The 18,220-nt window shown below is 71.9% G+C and carries 20 protein-coding genes, 1 tRNA gene and 1 pseudogene; 14 read left to right on the forward strand and 8 right to left on the reverse strand.

The annotated features are described in order from the left end of the window. Positions 1-14: 14 nt before the first annotated feature. Positions 15-791 (reverse strand): hypothetical protein, encoded by a 777-nt coding sequence (locus tag ABT247_RS07405; RefSeq protein ID WP_350739377.1) that lies wholly within the window; start codon positions 789-791, stop codon positions 15-17. Positions 792-1,047: 256 nt separating this feature from the next. Between ABT247_RS07405 and ABT247_RS07410 the strand changes: the two genes are divergently transcribed. Beyond that, the gene (locus tag ABT247_RS07410; RefSeq protein WP_350739380.1) at positions 1,048-2,052 is read left to right on the forward strand and encodes a hypothetical protein; all 1,005 of its coding nucleotides are present in this window, start codon (positions 1,048-1,050) and stop codon (positions 2,050-2,052) included. 22 nt (positions 2,053-2,074) lie between these two features. On the opposite strand, the gene ABT247_RS07415 is transcribed toward ABT247_RS07410, so the two are convergent. Then, entirely contained in the window at positions 2,075-2,665 is a 591-nt protein-coding gene (locus tag ABT247_RS07415; protein WP_350739384.1) for an isochorismatase family protein, read from the reverse strand. Positions 2,666-2,827: 162 nt separating this feature from the next. Further along, the gene (locus tag ABT247_RS07420; RefSeq protein WP_350739387.1) at positions 2,828-4,144 is read right to left on the reverse strand and encodes a nicotinate phosphoribosyltransferase; all 1,317 of its coding nucleotides are present in this window, start codon (positions 4,142-4,144) and stop codon (positions 2,828-2,830) included. A 141-nt stretch (positions 4,145-4,285) separates the two neighbouring features. Between ABT247_RS07420 and clpS the strand changes: the two genes are divergently transcribed. From clpS to ABT247_RS07455, 7 genes are all read left to right on the forward strand, one after another. After that, positions 4,286-4,579, forward strand: coding sequence for an ATP-dependent Clp protease adapter ClpS (gene clpS / locus ABT247_RS07425; RefSeq protein WP_350739389.1), 294 nt, complete (start codon positions 4,286-4,288; stop codon positions 4,577-4,579). A gap of 143 nt (positions 4,580-4,722) precedes the next feature. Next, the gene (locus tag ABT247_RS07430; RefSeq protein WP_350739391.1) at positions 4,723-5,295 is read left to right on the forward strand and encodes a DUF2017 domain-containing protein; all 573 of its coding nucleotides are present in this window, start codon (positions 4,723-4,725) and stop codon (positions 5,293-5,295) included. A gap of 252 nt (positions 5,296-5,547) precedes the next feature. Next, a complete protein-coding gene (locus ABT247_RS07435) occupies positions 5,548-6,990 on the forward strand; it encodes an amino acid permease (protein WP_350739394.1) in 1,443 nt (480 codons plus the stop codon). A 99-nt stretch (positions 6,991-7,089) separates the two neighbouring features. Next, a complete protein-coding gene (locus tag ABT247_RS07440; protein ID WP_350739397.1) occupies positions 7,090-7,521 on the forward strand; it encodes a M67 family metallopeptidase in 432 nt (143 codons plus the stop codon). A 150-nt stretch (positions 7,522-7,671) separates the two neighbouring features. Then, positions 7,672-7,791 (forward strand): putative leader peptide, encoded by a 120-nt coding sequence (locus ABT247_RS07445; protein ID WP_317621128.1) that lies wholly within the window; start codon positions 7,672-7,674, stop codon positions 7,789-7,791. Between the two features lie 120 nt (positions 7,792-7,911). Continuing rightward, a complete protein-coding gene (locus ABT247_RS07450) occupies positions 7,912-8,190 on the forward strand; it encodes a MoaD/ThiS family protein (protein WP_350739399.1) in 279 nt (92 codons plus the stop codon). A gap of 74 nt (positions 8,191-8,264) precedes the next feature. Further along, on the forward strand, positions 8,265-9,233 hold the full coding sequence (locus tag ABT247_RS07455; RefSeq protein WP_350739402.1) for a PLP-dependent cysteine synthase family protein: 969 nt from the start codon (positions 8,265-8,267) through the stop codon (positions 9,231-9,233). Positions 9,234-9,264: 31 nt separating this feature from the next. Here ABT247_RS07455 and ABT247_RS07460 read toward each other — a convergent pair whose 3' ends face one another. Then, positions 9,265-9,723 (reverse strand): type II toxin-antitoxin system PemK/MazF family toxin, encoded by a 459-nt coding sequence (locus tag ABT247_RS07460; protein WP_350739404.1) that lies wholly within the window; start codon positions 9,721-9,723, stop codon positions 9,265-9,267. A gap of 215 nt (positions 9,724-9,938) precedes the next feature. Here ABT247_RS07460 and ABT247_RS07465 point away from each other — a divergent pair, with 215 nt between their 5' ends. Next, on the forward strand, positions 9,939-10,127 hold the full coding sequence (locus ABT247_RS07465; protein WP_350739407.1) for a MerR family transcriptional regulator: 189 nt from the start codon (positions 9,939-9,941) through the stop codon (positions 10,125-10,127). A gap of 210 nt (positions 10,128-10,337) precedes the next feature. After that, a complete protein-coding gene (locus ABT247_RS07470; protein ID WP_350739410.1) occupies positions 10,338-11,084 on the forward strand; it encodes an MBL fold metallo-hydrolase in 747 nt (248 codons plus the stop codon). A gap of 107 nt (positions 11,085-11,191) precedes the next feature. On the opposite strand, the gene ABT247_RS07475 is transcribed toward ABT247_RS07470, so the two are convergent. Beyond that, positions 11,192-12,469, reverse strand: a complete 1,278-nt coding sequence (locus tag ABT247_RS07475; RefSeq protein WP_350739413.1) for a PTS transporter subunit EIIC — start codon at positions 12,467-12,469, stop codon at positions 11,192-11,194. Positions 12,470-13,006: 537 nt separating this feature from the next. Next, a complete protein-coding gene (locus tag ABT247_RS07480; RefSeq protein ID WP_350739416.1) occupies positions 13,007-14,296 on the reverse strand; it encodes a PTS transporter subunit EIIC in 1,290 nt (429 codons plus the stop codon). Positions 14,297-14,656: 360 nt separating this feature from the next. Between ABT247_RS07480 and ABT247_RS07485 the strand changes: the two are divergent. The 4 genes and pseudogenes from ABT247_RS07485 to rdgB all read left to right on the forward strand — a co-directional run. Then, positions 14,657-14,929, forward strand: a pseudogene (locus ABT247_RS07485) (PTS sugar transporter subunit IIB); the annotation flags it as partial. A 105-nt stretch (positions 14,930-15,034) separates the two neighbouring features. Next, positions 15,035-15,760: a ribonuclease PH gene (gene rph, locus ABT247_RS07490; protein ID WP_350739418.1), complete on the forward strand. Its 726-nt coding sequence runs from the start codon at positions 15,035-15,037 to the stop codon at positions 15,758-15,760. Between the two features lie 165 nt (positions 15,761-15,925). Further along, positions 15,926-16,315 carry a hypothetical protein gene (locus ABT247_RS07495; RefSeq protein WP_350739421.1) on the forward strand — a complete coding sequence of 130 codons (390 nt, stop codon included), beginning with the start codon at positions 15,926-15,928 and terminating at the stop codon, positions 16,313-16,315. Positions 16,316-16,346: 31 nt separating this feature from the next. Further along, positions 16,347-16,952, forward strand: a complete 606-nt coding sequence (gene rdgB, locus ABT247_RS07500) for an RdgB/HAM1 family non-canonical purine NTP pyrophosphatase (RefSeq protein WP_350739424.1) — start codon at positions 16,347-16,349, stop codon at positions 16,950-16,952. 74 nt (positions 16,953-17,026) lie between these two features. On the opposite strand, the gene ABT247_RS07505 is transcribed toward rdgB, so the two are convergent. Then, positions 17,027-17,113 (reverse strand) — tRNA-Leu (locus tag ABT247_RS07505). 12 nt (positions 17,114-17,125) lie between these two features. Next, positions 17,126-17,986, reverse strand: a complete 861-nt coding sequence (locus ABT247_RS07510) for an HNH endonuclease signature motif containing protein (RefSeq protein WP_350739426.1) — start codon at positions 17,984-17,986, stop codon at positions 17,126-17,128. Between the last annotated feature and the right edge of the window lie 234 nt (positions 17,987-18,220).

Raw genomic sequence — 18,220 nt, forward strand, 5'->3', positions numbered from 1 at the left:
GCGGGGCCGCCCGGTCAGGAACCGGTGCGGACTTCCGAGGGGGAGAACCGGTCGCCGACGGTGCTGCCGCGTTCGACCTGGGCCGGAAAGCCCTCGACGGCGCGCCGCCGGGCCAACTGGGCGGCCGCCGCGGTGGTGTCCTCGCGCTCGCACCGGTGGGTGCCGAGGCTGCCCGGGCCTCCGAGGCCGCCGGAGCCGTTGAGCCCCCCGGAACCGCCGGGACCGCCGGCGGTGCAGGTCGGGTGCCCGCCGGCCCCGTGCCCGTCGGCGGGGTGCCCGCCACCCGCATGCGTCGTCCCGGGGTGCCCGCCACCCGCGTGCGTCGTCCCGGGGTGCCCGCCACCCGCGTGCGTCGTCCCGGGGTGCCCGCCACCCGCGTGCGTCGTCCCGGTGTGCGCCCCGCCCGCGTGCGACGCCCCGGCGTGTGCCGCCCCTGCGTGCGCCCCCGCCGCCCGTCGGCGCCGGCCGAGCGCGATCCGCTCGGCGTGTTCCTCGGCCGCCTGTCTAGCCGCCAGATAGGCCTGCACGGCCGCCATTCCGTAGACCGGCTGGATCAGCTGGTGCCCCTTGAAGAACGGTCTGGCCGGTGCGAATCCGGCGGCGACCACCAGGTCGCGGATCTCGGCTATCTCCGCCTCGCTGCGGGCGGTGAAGCGGACCTCCCAGCCCTTCTTGTACGTATGGCCCTTCTCGCCGCTGCGGCGCGCCGGGTCCGGGCGGCGGACGTATCCGGGCAGTCGGCCGAGGCGGAGCTGGGCCGCGCGGAGGCCGGCGGTCTCGTCACGTGACATGACGCAAGCCTAGGCAATCGCGGGGGCGGGTTTGACGCCCGGAGGGTCCCTCGCCGTATGCCCTTGGTCACTCTGGGTCAGGCGACCAGGTCGACGATCGTTTTTGATCGAACCTGATAGGCGCATGAACGTCATTTACTCCAAATGGGTGAGGGTATGGGGACTTTAGTGCGGGCTGGTCCCGGTTTCGCGACGGTTGGGTAACAGTACGTCAGGCTGCGACTCACGGGCCGCGGTCGTTGGGGATGGTGTCGGCATGAGTTACCGGATCCCCTCGCCGCCGCCCTCGCTCGAGGAGTTGGCGAAGCGTCAGCAGAACGTCGTCACCGCGAGCCAGCTGCGCGCCCGGGGCGTGCCGACCCGGGTGGTCACCGAGCACTGCCGCCGGGGCGGCCCCTGGCAGCGGCTGCTGCCCAGGGTCTACCTGCTGCAGTCCGGCGAGCCCACGCCGGAGCAGCGGATGTGGGCCGCGCTGCTGTACGCGGCGCAGAACGGCCGGGAGGAGGGCCGCCGCGAGGGCGCCGTGATCACCGGCGCGGCCGCGCTGGCCCTGTACGGCTTCGCCGCCGTGCCCCGGCTCCCGGCGGTGACCGGGGTGGACGTCCTGGTGCCGCGCCAGCGCCGGCTCAAGGACGCCGGTGAGGTGCGGATCCGGCGCACCGAACGGGAGTTGGTGGCCCGCTCGGTGCACGGCCTGGCCTGCGCGCCGGTGGCCCGGGCGGTCGCCGACGCGCTGCGCGAGTGGACCGCCGACCCGGCGACCGGGGCGCCGGTGCGCGAGGTGCTGCGCGAGGCCGTCTCCCGCCCCGAGGACCGCTGCACCGTCCGGGAGTTGACGGCCGAGCTGGTCGACTCCGGGCTGACCGCCGATCCCAGGGTGCGCGCCGCGCTGGACGAACTCCTCGCGGCCGAACGGGACTTCGTCCTGGAGCAGGTCGACCGGATGGTCGACGAGTGGTTGCTGCCGGCCCCGCTGACCGCCCCGGAGCTGCGGATGCGCGGCGGCACCTACATCGCCGTCCCGGACCTCTACTGGCCGGAGCGCGGCGTCGCCGTGGAGGTGGACTCGGACCTGCGCTGCGTCAGCGAGGGGGAGGCCGCCTGGGTGCGCGGCGGCCAGCACCGGATGGAGTACCTGGGCATCCGGGTGGTGTACGTCTCCGGGGCCCGGCTGGCCGCCGACCCGGAGGCGGTCGGGGACGAGCTGTGCGAGGCCTACCGGGTCGGCGGGACGGACGTGGTGGAGCTGCTCGTGGTCTGAACGCCGCCCGCGGTCACCGCACTTACCGGCGGACCACCGGTGTGCCGACCAGCTCCACCCCGGCCGCGCGCAGCTCCTCCAGCGCGGCGGCGGTGGTCTCCGGGGCCACCCCCGCGGTGAGGTCGAGCAGCACCCGGGTGGTGAACCCGGCCCGTGCGGCGTCCAGGGCGGTGGCCCGGACGCAGTGGTCGGTGGCGATCCCGACCACGTCGACCTCGTCGACCTGCCGTTCGCGCAGCCACTCCGCCGGGCCGCGCTCGTTCTCGTCCAGCCCCTCGAAGCCGCTGTACGCCGCCGAGTAGGCGCCCTTGTCGAAGACCGCCTCGACCGCGCCGGAGATCACGGCGGGCGCGAAGTTGGGGTGGAAGCCCACGCCCTCGGTGCCGGCCACGCAGTGCACGGGCCAGCTGGAGACGTAGTCCGGGTCGGCGGAGAAGTGGTCGCCCGGGTCGATGTGGTGGTCCCGGGTGGCGAGGATGTGCCGGTACCCGGCGGCGGACTCGGCGATCAGGTCGGTGATGGCGGCGGCCACCTCGGCACCGCCGGCGACGGCCAGGCTGCCGCCCTCGCAGAAGTCGTTCTGCACGTCGACGACGATCAGTGCCCGGTGCATGGCTCGCATCCTCGGATGTGGGGGCGGTGCGCCCCGGTGGTCGGGGTCCTCGGCGGCTCGGTGAGGACTGGCTGAACTCTACGGCTGACTCTAGGGAGTGGCGCGCGGGGGCGGAAGGCCCGGGGACCGACCGCCGGTCCGCGCGGATCCGGCCCGGTCGGATCAGCCGATCAACTCGGTGGGGATGACCGGGTCGCCCTTGGAGAGCTGGGTGGCCGACAGCGGCAGTGCCGCCCGGGCCCTGATGTGCCGGTCGCGGGCCGCGGCGAGCGGCTCGCGACCGACCGTCTCGCCGCCCAGCACCAGCGGCACCTGCACGAGGTGCGGCCGCAGGGCCTCCGGGACGGGGCCGGTGCCGACCACCTCGGCCTCGGCCACGCCCTCGGCGTCGGGGCGGCGGGCGGCCCACTTGCGCCCGCCGATGCTGGTCTTGCCGCCGGCCGCGCGCTTGGCCACCGGCACCAGCGGGCCGTCCTGCCCGCCGGCCCGGGCGACCAGCTTGTAGACCATCGCGCAGGTGGGGTGCCCGCTGCCGGTGACCAGGCTGGTGCCGACGCCGTAGCCGTCCACCGGCGCGGCGGCCAGGGCGGCGATCGCGTACTCGTCCAGGTCCGAGGTGACGATGATCCGGGTCTGCTCGGCGCCGAGCTCGTCCAGCTGCCGGCGGACCCGGTGCGCCGCCAGGATGAGGTCGCCCGAGTCGATCCGGACCGCCCCCAGCTCCGGGCCGGCCACCTCGACCGCGGTGCGCACGGCCTCCCGCAGGTCGAAGGTGTCGATCAGCAGCGTGGTGCCCTTGCCCATCGAGGCGATCTGCGCCTGGAAGGCGTCCCGTTCGCTGTCGTGGACGAGGGTGAAGGCGTGGGCGGAGGTGCCGGTGGTCGGGATGCCGTACTGGAAGCCGGCCTCCAGGTCGGAGGTGGCGGTGAAGCCGGCCACGTACGCGGCGCGGGCGGCGGCGACGGCGGCCTGCTCATGGGCCCGGCGGGCGCCCAGTTCGATCACCGGACGGCTGCCGGCGGCGGCGGTCATCCGGGAGGCGGCGGCCGCGACGGCGGAGTCGAAGTTGAGGATCGAGAGGATCACCGTCTCCAGGATGACCGTCTCGGCGAAGCTGCCCTCGACGGTGAGCAGCGGGGAGCCGGGGAAGTAGACCTCGCCCTCGGGGTAGCCGTGGATGTCGCCGCGGAAGCGGTAATCGGCGAGGTAGCGCAGCGTGTCGTCCTCGACCACGCCCTGGTCCGCCAGCCAGTCCAGTTGGGTGGTGCTGAAGCGGAAGTTCTCCACCGCGTCCAGCACCCGGCCGGTACCGGCCATCACGCCGTAGCGGCGGCCGGCGGGCAGTCGGCGGGTGAACACCTCGAAGACGGAGCGGCGGTGCGCGGCCCCGCTGCGCAGGGCGGCCTGCAGCATGGTGAGCTCGTAGCGGTCGGTGAGGAGCGCGGTCGACCCGGCCGCGCGCACTGAAGTGGCGTCCATGAGGATGATGCTACTACCACTTAGCGTCAGAGTGACGATTTCTCGCGACGCGACCTGGGTCGGAATCGCCCGGGTGTCCCCCGGATGGCAGCATGGGCCTTGAGGGTTCACGGACGAGTGTGCAAATGAGGAGGCCCGGCGGTGAGTGTCGCGCCCGCGGAGATCGAGCGCCCGGAGGTCGAAGGACAACCGGTGGCCGAGCCGGACACCCCCTGGGTGACCATCGTGCACAACGACCCGGTCAACCTCATGAGCTACGTCCAGTACGTCTTCCAGGCCTACTTCGGGTACCCGAAGGACAAGGCCCGGAAGCTGATGATGGACGTGCACACCAAGGGCCGGGCGGTGGTCTCCAGCGGCTCCCGCGAGGAGATGGAGCGCGACGTCCAGGCGATGCACGGCTACGGCCTGTGGGCGACGCTCCAGCACGACTGAGCGCCCGCCCGGCGCGCCGGGCCGAGCGCACCGGAGCGGACGCTCCGGGTGCACCGGGTGCCCGCCGGCACCCCCCATACGACTGACCGCCCGCCGGCCCGGCGGCGCGGCCGAAGACGACGAAGACGGGCTGACCGATACAGATGGCTGGGTTGTTCGAGAGCACCGGCGATGGCGGCGCGGCGATCGCGCTGGACGAGGTGGAGGCCTCCATCCTGCGCTCGCTGGAAGTGCAGATGCTGGAGCTGATCGGGCCCGGCCCGGGCGGCGACGGGGGCGACCCGCTGGCCGCGCTGTTCGCCGAGGGCCCGTCCGAGGCCCCTGCGGACCCGGCGCTGGCCCGGCTGTTCCCGGACGCCTACGGCGATCCGGCGAAGCCGGACGACCCGGAGGCGCTGGCCGCCTCCGCCGAGTTCCGCCGCTACACCGAGCTCGACCTGCGGGCCCGCAAGCGGGACGACGCGCTGCAGGTGGTGCGGACGCTGGACGGCCTCGGCGACGCCGGGGTGGTCAAGCTGCCCGCCGCGGAGTGCCCGCGCTGGCTGGGCGCGCTGAACGACCTGCGGCTGACCCTCGGCGTGCGGCTGGACGTCACCGAGGAGGACGAGCGGGGCCTCTACGAGCTGCCGGACGGCGACGAGCGCAAGCCGCTGGTGATGGCCTACCTGTGGCTGGGTGCTCTCCAGGAGTCGCTGCTGGAAGCGATCACCGACTGAGAACGGTCACCGGCTGAGAACGGTCACCGACCGGAAGCGGAGTCCTTCCGTCCGACCTTCGGTGCGATCCTGCCCGTTTTCGGGCAAACGACGACTGTTCCGTCCAGCATGTGGACGATCATCAGGAACATTTCTGTCCAAATCGGGCAAACCCTATCAGGTCATGCTCAAATATCGCTCAGATGAACACCGCTATCCGGAGCCTGCGTGGTACGACTTCTCCCCACCCACGACCCACCCAGGACGGTGACCATGGCCGAGCAGATATACGACCAGGTGGTCGACGCGAAACCGGACGAGGAGGGCTACGAGCGGGGTCTCGGCAGCCGCCAGATCCAGATGATCGCGATCGGCGGCGCGATCGGAACCGGCCTCTTCCTCGGCGCCGGCACCGCGATCTCCAAGTCCGGACCGAGCCTGATCCTCTCCTACGCCGTCGCCGGCCTGGTGATCTTCGTGATCATGCGGGCCCTGGGCGAACTGCTCACCTACCGTCCGGTCTCCGGCAGCTTCGCCGAGTACGCCCGGGAGTTCCTCGGCCCCTTCGCCGGCTACGTCACCGGCTGGACGTACTGGCTGTTCTGGGTCGTCACGGGCATGGCGGAGACCACCGCCGCCGCCGTGTACGTCAAGTTCTGGGCACCGGACATCCCCCAGTGGGCCAGCGCACTGACCTTCCTGGTCATCCTCTACGCGGCCAACCTGATCTCGGTGAAGCTGTTCGGCGAGATCGAGTTCTGGTTCTCCATGGTCAAGGTCACCGCCATCATCGGCATGATCCTGATCGGCATCGGCGTGCTGACCCTCGGCTTCAGCAAGGCCGGCGACACCGCGTCGATCACCCACCTGTGGCAGAACGGCGGCTTCTTCCCCAAGGGCATCGGCGCCACCGTGATGACCCTGCAGATCGTCATGTTCGCCTACCTGGGCGTCGAACTCGTCGGCGTCACCGCCGGCGAGAGCGAGAACCCCGAGAAGACCCTGCCGCGCGCCATCAACACCCTGCCCTGGCGCATCGCGCTGTTCTACATCGGCGCCCTCGTGGTCATCCTCTCGCTCGTGCCGTGGCAGGAGTTCCAGCCCGGTGTCAGCCCGTTCGTCGCCGCCTTCGGCAAGATCGGCATACCGGCGGCGGCCGGCATCATCAACTTCGTGGTGCTCACCGCCGCGCTCTCCTCCTGCAACTCCGGCATGTACTCCACCGGCCGCATGCTGCGCGACCTCGCCCTGCGCGGCCAGGCCCCCGGGCAGCTCACCAAGCTCAACAGCCGGCGCACCCCCGCCTTCGCGATCACCGTCTCCTGCGTGCTGATGGGCGCCGGCGTGGTGCTCAACTACCTCGTGCCGGCCCGGGCGTTCGAGTACATCACCTCCGTCGCCACGGTCTGCGGCCTGTGGACCTGGGCGATGATCCTGATCTCCCAGATCCGCTACCGCAAGGCCTGGCAGGGCGGCCACCTGCCCGCGCCCACCTTCAAGGCCCCTGGCGGCGCCTGGATCAGCTGGGCCGCGCTCGCCTTCCTCGCCCTCGTCGTGGTGCTGATCGGCCTGGACGAGGACAACCGGATCTCGCTGTACGTCTTCCCCGGCTGGGCCCTGGTGCTGGTGATCGGCTACCAGCTGCTCAAGCGCCGCAACCCGCAGGCCGTCCGCACCCTCCCGCACGACCACGTGCACGCCGCCGACAACGCCTGACCGGGACCGTCCGCCCCCCCTCGACCGGGTGGCGGACACCCCGTGACCGGGCCTCGGACGCCCCGGCGGACAGCCGCCGGGGCATGGCATCCTGACCGGATGCTGACCATCACCCGAGAACTCCGCGACCGGATCGTGGCCCACGCCCGCGCCGACCACCCGGACGAGGCCTGCGGCGTGATCGCCGGACCGGCCGGCAGCGGCCGCCCCGAGCGGTTCATCCCGATGCTCAACGCCGCCCGCTCGCCCACCTTCTACGAGTTCGACTCGGGCGACCTGCTCAAGCTCTACCGCGAGATGGACGACCGGGACGAGGAGCCCGTCGTCGTCTACCACTCGCACACCGCCACCGAGGCCTACCCCTCCCGCACCGACGTGAGCTACGCCTCCGAGCCGTTCGCCCACTACGTCCTGGTCTCCACCGCCGACGGCAACGGGGAGGACGACCCCTACCAGTTCCGGTCGTTCCGCATCGTGGACGGCGAGATCACGGAGGAAGACGTCCAGGTCGTCGAGGCCTACCCGGCCTGACCGGCACCCGCCCGGACGAGGCCCGCCGACCCCCTCCGAGCGGTCGGCGGGCCCACGCCGCCCCCGGAACGTCTCACCATCGGATACCGGAACATCCGGATCCCGAGACGGGCATGTCCGAGCGGACCCGGGAATCTATACGATGAGCCCATGCGTTCCGTCGATGTGAGCAACCAGGCCCCGGGCACCCGCCTCGTGGCGCGCCTGCACATCGACCTGTGCCGGCACGCCGGCGCGATCTGTCCCGGCACGCCCGCGCGCTCGCGCTGAGAGCCGCCCGCCCCACCCCGGGCCCACCGCCGAACCGGCGACGCCGAGGCCCGGACACCGTCCGCCCTGCCGCGCCCGCTGCGGCCCACCCACTCACACGACTCGCCCAGGAGCGCACCCATGGCCATCGAGGTCCGCATCCCGACCATCCTCCGCACCTACACCGACGGCGCCAAGGCCGTCGAGGGCAACGGCAGCAACCTCGGGGAACTCTTCACCGACCTCGACTCCCGCCACCCCGGCATCGCCGCCCGCCTGCTCGAGGGCGGCGAGCTGCGCCGCTTCGTCAACGTCTACCTCAACGACGAGGACGTCCGCTTCCTGGAGGGCATCTCCACCGCCGTCGCCGACGGGGACAGCGTCACCATCCTGCCCGCCGTGGCCGGCGGCGCCCGCTGACCGGCCCGGCTCCCCCGCCCCGCCGGCGGGGGAGCCGCCCTGCTCACCCCATCGCCGTGGCCGGAGGCCCCCCCTTGCGTTACGACAGCCCGCTCGAAGCCGTCGGCAACACCCCGCTGGTCCGCCTTCCCCGGCTGTCCGCCGCCGTCCCCGGCAACGCCGACGGCCTGGTGAACCTCTGGGCCAAGCTGGAGGACCGCAACCCTACCGGCTCGATCAAGGACCGCCCGGCGCTCCACATGATCGAGCGCGCCGAGGCCGAGGGCCGGCTCACCCCGGGCTGCACCATCCTGGAGCCCACCAGCGGCAACACCGGCATCTCACTCGCCATGGCCGCCAAGCTCAAGGGCTACCGGATGGTCTGCGTGATGCCCGAGAACACCAGCGAGGAACGGCGCGAACTGCTCCGGATGTGGGGCGCCGAGATCATCTCCTCCCCGGCCGCCGGCGGCTCCAACACCGCCGTGCGGATCGCCAAGGAGACCGCCGCCCAGCACCCCGACTGGGTCATGCTCTACCAGTACGGCAACCCCGACAACGCGGGCGCCCACTACGCCACCACCGGCCCGGAGATCCTCGCCGACCTGCCGACCGTCACCCACTTCGTCGCCGGCCTCGGCACCACCGGCACCCTGATGGGCGTCGGCCGCTTCCTGCGCGAGAAGGTCCCCGGCATCAGCATCGTCGCCGCCGAACCGCGCTACGACGACCTGGTGTACGGCCTGCGCAACCTCGACGAGGGCTTCGTCCCCGAGCTGTACGACGCCGAGGTGCTCACCACCCGCTTCTCCGTCGGCTCCGCGGACGCCGTCCGCCGCACCCGCGAACTCCTCCAGCAGGAAGGCATCTTCGCGGGCGTCTCCACCGGCGCCATCCTGCACGCCGCGATCGGCGTCGGCCGCAAGGCCGCGACCGCCGGGGAACGCGCGGACATCGTCTTCGTGGTCGCCGACGGCGGCTGGAAGTACCTGTCCACCGGCATCTACACCGCCGAGTCCACCGAAGCGGCGGTCGAGGCGCTGCAGGGCCAGCTCTGGGCCTGACGCCGGCCCGGCCGGACCCGCCGGACGGCCGTCAGCCGCGCTGGAGCGCCCGCTGCGCCCGGTCCCAGACCTGCCGGTCCACCGTGCCGGCCCGGCGGCGGAACGCCGACAGCGCCACCTCGCGCAGCTCGTCGGTCTCCAGCCAGCTGGTCCGGCCCTGCCGGTCGCCCACCGAACCGGGCGGCAGCGGCAGCACCCCCGGGCGCTCGGCGTGGTGCTTGCTGGTGATCTTCGCGACGGTGGCGGTCCTGCCGTGCACCCGCAGCACCAGGCACGGACGGTCCTTGGCCCCGGGGCCGTCCTCGAACGGCACCTCCGCCCACCAGATCTCCTGCGGCTCCGGGCGGGCCCTGGTGCTCGGCCTCGGCCGCGGGCCGGTCGGCCCGGCCGGGCGGGGGGCCGGGCGGGTGCGCCTCACCAGCACCACCGTCACCAGCACGGCGAACGCCGCCCCCGCCAGGACCGGCCAGATTCCCGTCATGCCGCTCATGCGCCCACCTCGCTCCGCTCGCCCACGCGGCGAACCGTACCGGGCGGGCGGTGAACGCCACCACCGTGGCGGCTGTGACACTTGAGCATTTGTCCGTACGTTGCTCCCGGTTCGTCACGGATCCGCCACGGCGCCCGTTCTGTCGCGAACACCCCGCGCCGTCCGGAAAGGCTGCCCTCACGACCGTCCGCCCCCGTCCCCCCGGAGGTGCCCTCGTGAGAAGGACCGAACTCTGGTCGTACGCCGAGATCGCCCGGCACATCAACGTCCAGCCCGAGACCGTCCGCAACTACCGGCGACACGGGCTGCTGCCCGAACCGGACGCGACCGACGGCAGCGGACACCCCCGCTGGTACCCCGACACCATCCGCACCTGGGCCCGCAACCGCCCCCGGCACCGCTGATCCACGGCCCCCGCCCCCGGCCCCGGGCGTTCTGGGTGATTCCAGCCACAGCCCGGCACGGGGACGGGGGCAAAGTGCCGGTCCGCCCTTACCCTCGACACACCAACGCAGTGCCCCCGGCCGGCCCACCGGCCCGGCCTGCCGTTTTCACGCTGTTTTCCATGCCGTTTTCCAGCAGCAGCCAGGACGTGTCGGGGCGGAGGGGCTCGGATGAAACTGACCGTGGTGGGGTGCTCGGGGAGCTTCCCGTCCGCCGACTCGCCCTGCTCCAGCTACCTGGTCGAGGCCGACGGCTACCGCGTCGTGATCGACCTCGGCAACGGCGCGCTCGGCGCCCTGCAGAAGTACACCGGCCTCTACGAGGTCGACGCCGTCCTGCTCAGCCACCTGCACGCGGACCACTGCGTCGACCTGTGCGCCTACTGGGTCGCCCGCAACTACCGGGCCGGGGGCTGCCCCGACCTGCTGCCCGTGTACGGCCCGGCGGGCACCGCCGAGCGGCTCGCCCGCGCGTACGACATGCCGGAGAACCCCGGGATGAAGGAGGTGTTCGAGTTCCGCACCGTCACCCCCGGCAGCTTCGAACTCGGCCCCTTCCGGATCTCCGCCGCCCGGGTCAACCACCCGGTCGACACCTTCGCCTTCCGGCTCGAGCACGGCGGCCGCTCGCTGGTCTACTCCGGCGACACCGGCGAGAGCCCCGAACTGGTGGAACTCGCCCGCGACACCGACCTCTTCCTCTGCGAGGCCGCGTACCTGGACGGCCGCGACACCTACCAGGCCGTCCACCTCAACGGCCGGGAGGCCGGCGAGCACGCCGCCGCCGCCCGGGCCGGCCGGCTCGTCCTCACCCACATCCCGCCGTGGACCGACGCCGAGCGCAACCGCCGGGACGCCGCCGCCGCGTACGCCGGCCCGGTGGACCTGGCCCGGGCCGGCGCCGTCTACGAGATCTGACCGCACCGCTCGGCTCCAGCACCCGGAGCCCCCGGACGAGCGCGAGGCCCCGCCCGGCCGCTGGGGGAGCAGCGGCCGGGCGGGGCCTCGCGGGGACGGAGGGGCCGTCAGGCCTTGGTGACGTCCTCGATCTCGTCGTCGTCCTCGCGACCCGGGGTCTTGAGGTCGAACCTGTTGATCGCGAAGCGGAACAGGAAGTAGTACAGCGCCGCGAAGACCAGGCCGATCGGGATGATCATCCACGGGTCGGTGGCCTTGCTCCAGGCCAGCGCGTAGTCGATCAGACCGCCCGAGAAGGTGAAGCCGTCATGCACCCCGAGGGCCCAGGTGATGGTCATCGAGGCGGCGGTGAGCACCGCGTGGATGACGTAGAGCGCGGGGGCGATGAAGACGAAGGCGAACTCGATCGGCTCGGTGACACCGGTGACGAAGGAGGTCAGGGCCAGCGAGAGCATCATGCCGGTCACGGCCTTGCGGCGGTGCGGCTTGGCGGCGTGGGCGATGGCCAGCGCGGCGGCGGGCAGGGCGAACATCATGATCGGGAAGAAGCCCGACATGAACTGGCCCGCGGTCGGGTCGCCGGCGAAGAAGCGCGGGATGTCGCCGTGCACGATGGTGCCGTCGGCCTTGGTGAAGTCACCGGTCTGGAACCAGGCGTAGGAGTTCACGAACTGGTGCATGCCGACCGGCAGCAGGCCGCGGTTGACGAGGCCGAAGGCGCCCGCGCCGAACGCGCCCGCACCGATCAGAGTGTCGTTCAGGCTCTTGATGGCGTCGCCGACGGGGCCCCAGACCAGGGCGAACAGCACGCCCACAGCGGTGCCGACGAAGGCCATCAGGATCGGCACCAGCCGGCGGCCGTTGAAGAAGCCCAGCCAGTCGACCAGCTTGGTGCGGTGGTACTTCTGCCACAGCACCGCGGCCAGCAGACCGATCACGATGCCGCCGAGCACACCCGGGTTCTGGTACGTCGGGGCGACCCACTTGTCGCCGTCGATGTGGCCCTCGGTGATCGGGAACGCGGTCAGCACGTTCTTGTAGACCAGGAAGCCGACCAGGGCGGCGAGGGCGGTGGAGCCGTCCGCCTTCTTGGCGAAGCCGATCGCGATGCCCACCGCGAACAGCAGCGGCAGGTTGTCGAAGACGCCGCTGCCGGCGGTGCTGAACACCGCGGCGACCTTGTCCCAGCCGAGGCCGTCCTTGCCGAACACGTCGTCCTGGCCGAGGCGCACCAGCAGACCGGCGGCGGGGAGCACGGCGATCGGCAGCTGGAGGCTGCGACCGATCTTCTGCAGGCCCTGGAGGAGGTTCTGGCCGAACTTCTTGGCGGGGCTTGGCGGGGCCGGAGCCGTGGCGGGCGCCGGTGCCTGCGCGGACTGACTCATGGGGGTGGGTTCCTAACGGCATGGCGGTCGGTCGGGGGAAGGCACGGAGGCCGAACCGCGAACTGGTCTACACCACGTGTGGTGTAGACCAGTTTTGTAGCACGGGCGGACAAGCCGGGGAACCCCGGAAAGCGCCGGTGCCGGGAAGCGCTATGAAATCGAAACCTAGTCGCGGAACGACGATCATGATTTCAGTCGCGATTGCGATTTTGGCTATTTGCGCAACAAAAAGCGCCGGGCCGTGCGGCGCCCGGGCCGGACGGGCGTCCGGGGTCGGACGGGGCGACGCCGCCGCTCCCGGGCGTGCACCGCGAGTGCTCAGAGTGACCGCCCTGTCGCAGGCGTGCCCGAGGTGGCGCCTCCCACCCCCGCTCGGCGGTGCCCCCACCGCGACCGGGGCGGGAGCCGCCCGCCCCGGATCGCGGCCGAATTACCCGCCGGGCCGCCCCGGGATGTCGAATTCCACCTTTCCCTGAAATGCCGAATTCCCCCGGGCCGGTGGTCCGGGGAATTCGCGACGGGGCCGGACGGCCGGAATCAGGCCTTGGTGACGTCCTCGACCTCGGTTTCCTCCTCGCGGCCCGGAGTCTTCAGGTCGAATTTCACGATGATGAACCGGAAGAGCGCGTAGTACACCACGGCGAAGCAGGGCCCGATGACCAGGATCAGCCACGGCTTGGTGGCCAGCCCCCAGTTGATCACGTAGTCGATCAGGCCCGCCGAGAAGCTGAACCCGTCGTGCACCCCGAGCCCCCAGGTGATCGCCATCGAGGCGCCGGTCAGCAGCGCGTGCACGCCGTACAGGGCCGGGGCCAGGTAGGCGAACGAGTACTCGATCGGCTCCGTGACCCCGGTGACGAAGGAGGTCAGGGCGACCGAGAGCATCAGCCCGTAGATCTCCTTGCGGCGGTGCGGCTTGGCCGCGTGGGCGATCGCGAGCGCGGCGGCGGGCAGCGCGAACATCATGATGGGGAAGAAACCGGTCTGGAACTGGCCGGCCGTCGGGTCCCCCGCGAGGAATCGCGGGATGTCCCCGTGCACGACGGTGCCGTCGGCCTTGGTGAACTCGCCGAACTGGAACCAGACGAAGGTGTTCAGCAACTGGTGCATACCGATCAGCAGCAGTGCGCGGTTGAAGACGCCGAAGATGCCGGCACCCCCCGCGCCGAGATCGGCGAGGTTCTGCGAGAAGTCGTTCAGACCGCGGCCGATCGGCGGCCACGCCCACACCGCGAGCACCGCGAGCAGCATCCCGACCAGCGCGGTGATCATCGGGACCAGCCGGCGGCCGTTGAAGAAGCCCAGCCAGTCGACCAGCTTGGTGCGGTGGAACCGCACCCACAGCCAGGCCGACATCAGACCGAGCAGGATGCCGCCGAGCACCCCCGGGTTCTGGTACGTCGCGGCGGCCGCCTTCGCCGAGGAGTAGTCCACGCACTGGTCGCTGACCAGCACCGTCGGCGGCTTGCAGCTCTCCGGGAAGGCGTGCAGGACCCTGTAGTAGACGAGGAAGCCGACCACCGCCGCCAGCGCCGTCGAGCCGTCCGCCTTCTTGGCCATGCCGATCGCCACCCCGATGCAGAACAGCATCGGCAGACCCAGCGCGGAGTCGAGCAGGGCGCCCCCGGCCGCCGCGAAGACCTTGGCGACGTTGTTCCAGCCCAGACCGTCCTTGCCGAAGACGTCCGGCTGGCCGAGCCGGTTCAGGATGCCGGCCGCCGGCAGCACCGCGACCGGCAGCTGGAGCGAGCGGCCCATCTTCTGCAGGCCGCCGTAGAAGGTGTGCCACCACGTGGTCCGCGGGGCCGTGGCTCCTGCCGAACTCATCATCCGCCCTCCGGGAGCAGTTGCCGTCGGGAGACCCTGTGCGGGACCCTCGGGCGGGGTTCAGGAACCCCCCGGGTCCTTCCTGCGTTCATCGGAGTACACATATATTGGTGTAGACCACATGGCGCGCAGGCCGCACACCGGGACACTCGCCCCGCTGATCGTCATCCTCGGACGGCGGTCAGGAGCCCGCGCGCCGGAATGGTCCAAAAGTGGTCTAACGTGGCATACCGGACCGGCTCGGGTCATGCTTGTCGCGCTGCCCGGCAGCACGACCGCAGCTGAACCCGCGTCAGCCACCGGGCGAACCTCACCACCCCAACGGTCGAGGCACCAGCACAGCGCAGGACGGCACCCGGCACAGCCGCCGACGAGCCGGAAACAGAGGGAGAGAAGCAGATGGCCAGCAAGGCTGAGAAGATCGTCGCCGGTCTGGGCGGCATCGAGAACATCGAAGAGGTCGAGGGCTGCATCACCCGCCTGCGCACCGAAGTCAAGGACGCCTCCCTCGTCGACGAGGCCGCCCTCAAGGCCGCCGGCGCCCACGGTGTCGTCAAGATGGGCACCGCCATCCAGGTCGTCATCGGCACCGACGCCGACCCCATCGCCGCCGACATCGAGGACATGATGTGAGCTGAGCCACCGGGCTCACCGCTCCCGGCCCGCCGACCCGCACCGGAGGACGGCGGGCCGAGGCACATCCGGAACCCGCAGCCCGAGCGACTACGCTCAGTGCCTATGTCACGCATCGACGGCCGCACCCCCGAACAACTCCGCCCCATCACCATCGAGCGGGGCTGGAGCAAGCACGCCGAAGGCTCCGTCCTCATCTCCTACGGCGACACCAAGGTGCTGTGCACCGCCAGCGTCACCGAAGGCGTCCCGCGCTGGCGCAAGGGCAGCGGCGAAGGCTGGGTCACCGCCGAGTACTCCATGCTCCCCCGCGCCACCAACACCCGCGGCGACCGCGAAGCCGTCAAGGGCCGCATCGGCGGCCGCACCCACGAGATCAGCCGGCTCATCGGCCGCTCGCTGCGCGCCGTCATCGACCACCGCGCCCTCGCCGAGAACACCATCGTCCTCGACTGCGACGTCCTCCAGGCCGACGGCGGCACCCGCACCGCCGCCATCACCGGCGCCTACGTCGCCCTGGTCGACGCCATCTCCTGGGCCCGCGACAAGAAGCTCCTGCGCGCCAAGGGCCAGCCCGTCACCGGCGGCGTCAGCGCCGTCAGCGTCGGCATCATCGACGGCGTCCCGATGCTCGACCTCCAGTACGAGGAGGACGTGCGCGCCGGAACCGACATGAACATCGTCTGCACCTCCGACGGCCGCTTCGTCGAGGTCCAGGGCACCGCCGAAGGCGCCCCCTTCGACCGCGACCTCCTCAACCAGCTCCTCGACCTCGGCACCCTCGGCTGCGCCGAACTCGACGAGATCCAGCGCAAGGCCCTCGAAGGCTGAACCCGCGCCGGCCCGACGCGTAGCGAGGACGGACGCATGCCGCCCGCCCTGCTGTACAGGCCGGGCCCGGAGACCGTACGGTTCCCGCAGCACCCCCGCTGCGGGAACCGCGCACCCCCCGGCGCGCGTCCCCACCACGGAACCCGCGCCCCCCAGGAGGACCGGATGCCGTCCAGCATCGCCCGCCCCACCGCCCTCGCCGTGGCCGGACTGATCGCGATCCTCCCACTCAGCATGGTGAGCTGCTCCGCGGCGCAGAAGGCGATCGACTGCGGCAACACCGCCGTGAGGATCACCGGCGACATCGCCGACGTCACCACCGCCTACGACAACGCCAGCAACGACTCCGCAGCCGCCGGGAAGGCCCTGCAGAAACTCAAGAACGACCTCGACCAGGTCGGGAAGAACTCCAAGAACACCGATGTCGCCAAGGCCGTGACGGACCTGCAGAAGCAGGTCGAGAACGTGCAGCGGGCCGCCGACCGGAACGAGGTCCCCGACCTCAAGCCGCTCGGCGACGCCGCCGGCAACCTCACCACGGTGTGCACCGGCTGACGACCGGGCAGCGCTCGGTAGGGTGGGCGATATGTCCACCCGCCTGATCCTCGCCACCCGCAACCAGCACAAGGTCGCCGAACTGCGCGCCATCCTCGCCGACGCCGACCTCGACGTCGAACTCGTCGGCGCGGACGCCTACCCGCAGATCCCCGACGTCCCCGAGACCGGCGTCACCTTCGCCGAGAACGCCCTGCTCAAGGCCCACGCCCTGGCACGCGCCACCGGCCTGCCCGCCGTCGCCGACGACTCCGGCCTCTGCGTCGACGTGCTCAACGGCGCACCCGGCATCTTCTCCGCCCGCTGGTCCGGCAAGCACGGCGACGACCGCGCCAACCTCGACCTGCTGCTCGCCCAGCTCTCCGACATCGCCGAGCCGCACCGCGGCGCCCACTTCTTCTGCGCCGCCGCCCTCGCCCTGCCCGACGGCACCGAACGCGTCGTCGAGGGCCGCCTCCTCGGCACCCTGCGCACCACCCCGGCCGGCACCAACGGCTTCGGCTACGACCCGATCCTCCAGCCCCTCGGCGAGACCCGCACCTGCGCCGAGCTGACGGCCGAGGAGAAGAACGCCATCAGCCACCGCGGCCAGGCCTTCCGCGCCCTCGCGCCGGTGGTGAAGGACCTGCTGGGCTGACGCGCCGTCTGCTGAACGTCGAAGGCCCGCCCCGGGATCACCCGGGGCGGGCCTTCGATTCTTAGGTGTAAGGCTGGTGCGGCCTGAGGGATTCGAACCCTCACGGGGTTTCCCCCACCGGAACCTAAATCCGGCGCGTCTGCCAGCTCCGCCAAGGCCGCGTGGCCCCTAGTCTAGGGCCTCGCCTCCGGTGGGAACACCGCGATTCCGTGCGGCGCCGGGCGCTTGTTCTTGTTCCGTCCGCAGTAGGTGTCGGTGACGGAGTGGCAGTTCGGGCACAGCAGCCTGAGGTTGTCGGGCCGGTTGTCGGACCAGTCGCCGTTGACGTGGTCGACCTCCAGGGTCATCGGCCGTCCGCGCCACTCGGGGCCGGTGCCGCAGCCCTCGCACAGCTCGGGTCGGCCGAGCTCGGCAAGCGCGCTACGGATCCGCGCCCCCGGGATCCGCTTGGCTCCCGCCGGCCGCTGGACCAGGAGTCGCTCGGCCGGAATCCTGGTGGGGAACCGCCTGCCGCGGGCGTGGGCCTGCCCGGTGAAGTGCGAGGTGTCGATCGCGAGTTCCTTGATCCGCCGTCCGATGTGGGCCTCGGTGCCCCCGGCCTGGCGCCGGCGAAGGTGCCGCACCACGCCGGCCACGCTGTGCGACACCGCGACGGCCTCCTGAAGGAGTTCCCGGGTGTAGACGGTCCCGGCCGAGCGGAAGTGCGAAGTGTCGATCCCGTACTCGGTGAGCTTGCGGCGCAGGTACTTGCGCCGGTCGCGGTTCGGCAGGCGGCCGAGTGCGATCAGCACCTCGTCGAGCGTGGTCGCTGTGGCGGCAGCCTCGGCGAGCACCTCCGGCGAGTACTGACGTCGGCCGTCCGGGCAGCCCCGGCCGAAGTGCGAGGTGTCGATCCCGTAGTGCCGGAGCCGCTTGCTCAGGTAGCCGTGCGCGCCGCGTGTCATCGGCGCGCCGAGCTTGCGCATCATCTCGTTGACGCTGCTGGACTCGGCCGCGAGGGCGGCGAGCAGTTCGCGGGTGTACTTGACCGCCATGGTCGGTCCCCCTGGGGGCTCGTGACAGCCCCTTCCCCGTAGGAGGAAACGAGTGGCGGGTGGATCGGTCACGGCCGGAGCGGCTCCGGGACGTGGGGGCCGGGGGGGGCGGCGGGGGGGGCCGGCCGGGGGGGCGCGCGGGTCGTGGCCGGGGGGGGGGTATCGGGCCCCGCCGCAACCCCGGGGGGGACGTTCGGGTCGCCCGGGCGGATCACCGGCCGCTGGGGGCGTTCG

This window comes from Kitasatospora sp. NPDC001539 (assembly GCF_040298565.1).
Lineage (GTDB): Bacteria > Actinomycetota > Actinomycetes > Streptomycetales > Streptomycetaceae > Kitasatospora.

What these genes read in the sequence shown, in the direction of transcription:
- ABT247_RS07440 (WP_350739397.1), top strand. Translation starts at nt 7,090, where the DNA reads ATGCTGACCATCACCCGAGAACTCCGCGACCGGATCGTGGCCCACGCC.
- ABT247_RS07435 (WP_350739394.1), top strand. Translation starts at nt 5,548, where the DNA reads ATGGCCGAGCAGATATACGACCAGGTGGTCGACGCGAAACCGGACGAG.
- ABT247_RS07460 (WP_350739404.1), bottom strand. Translation starts at nt 9,723, where the DNA reads ATGAGCGGCATGACGGGAATCTGGCCGGTCCTGGCGGGGGCGGCGTTC.
- ABT247_RS07470 (WP_350739410.1), top strand. Translation starts at nt 10,338, where the DNA reads ATGAAACTGACCGTGGTGGGGTGCTCGGGGAGCTTCCCGTCCGCCGAC.
- rph (WP_350739418.1), top strand. Translation starts at nt 15,035, where the DNA reads ATGTCACGCATCGACGGCCGCACCCCCGAACAACTCCGCCCCATCACC.
- ABT247_RS07445 (WP_317621128.1), top strand. Translation starts at nt 7,672, where the DNA reads ATGCGTTCCGTCGATGTGAGCAACCAGGCCCCGGGCACCCGCCTCGTG.
- ABT247_RS07430 (WP_350739391.1), top strand. Translation starts at nt 4,723, where the DNA reads ATGGCTGGGTTGTTCGAGAGCACCGGCGATGGCGGCGCGGCGATCGCG.
- ABT247_RS07480 (WP_350739416.1), bottom strand. Translation starts at nt 14,296, where the DNA reads ATGAGTTCGGCAGGAGCCACGGCCCCGCGGACCACGTGGTGGCACACC.
- ABT247_RS07495 (WP_350739421.1), top strand. Translation starts at nt 15,926, where the DNA reads ATGCCGTCCAGCATCGCCCGCCCCACCGCCCTCGCCGTGGCCGGACTG.
- ABT247_RS07450 (WP_350739399.1), top strand. Translation starts at nt 7,912, where the DNA reads ATGGCCATCGAGGTCCGCATCCCGACCATCCTCCGCACCTACACCGAC.
- ABT247_RS07405 (WP_350739377.1), bottom strand. Translation starts at nt 791, where the DNA reads ATGTCACGTGACGAGACCGCCGGCCTCCGCGCGGCCCAGCTCCGCCTC.
- ABT247_RS07415 (WP_350739384.1), bottom strand. Translation starts at nt 2,665, where the DNA reads ATGCACCGGGCACTGATCGTCGTCGACGTGCAGAACGACTTCTGCGAG.
- ABT247_RS07420 (WP_350739387.1), bottom strand. Translation starts at nt 4,144, where the DNA reads ATGGACGCCACTTCAGTGCGCGCGGCCGGGTCGACCGCGCTCCTCACC.
- ABT247_RS07410 (WP_350739380.1), top strand. Translation starts at nt 1,048, where the DNA reads ATGAGTTACCGGATCCCCTCGCCGCCGCCCTCGCTCGAGGAGTTGGCG.
- ABT247_RS07510 (WP_350739426.1), bottom strand. Translation starts at nt 17,986, where the DNA reads ATGGCGGTCAAGTACACCCGCGAACTGCTCGCCGCCCTCGCGGCCGAG.
- ABT247_RS07475 (WP_350739413.1), bottom strand. Translation starts at nt 12,469, where the DNA reads ATGAGTCAGTCCGCGCAGGCACCGGCGCCCGCCACGGCTCCGGCCCCG.
- rdgB (WP_350739424.1), top strand. Translation starts at nt 16,347, where the DNA reads ATGTCCACCCGCCTGATCCTCGCCACCCGCAACCAGCACAAGGTCGCC.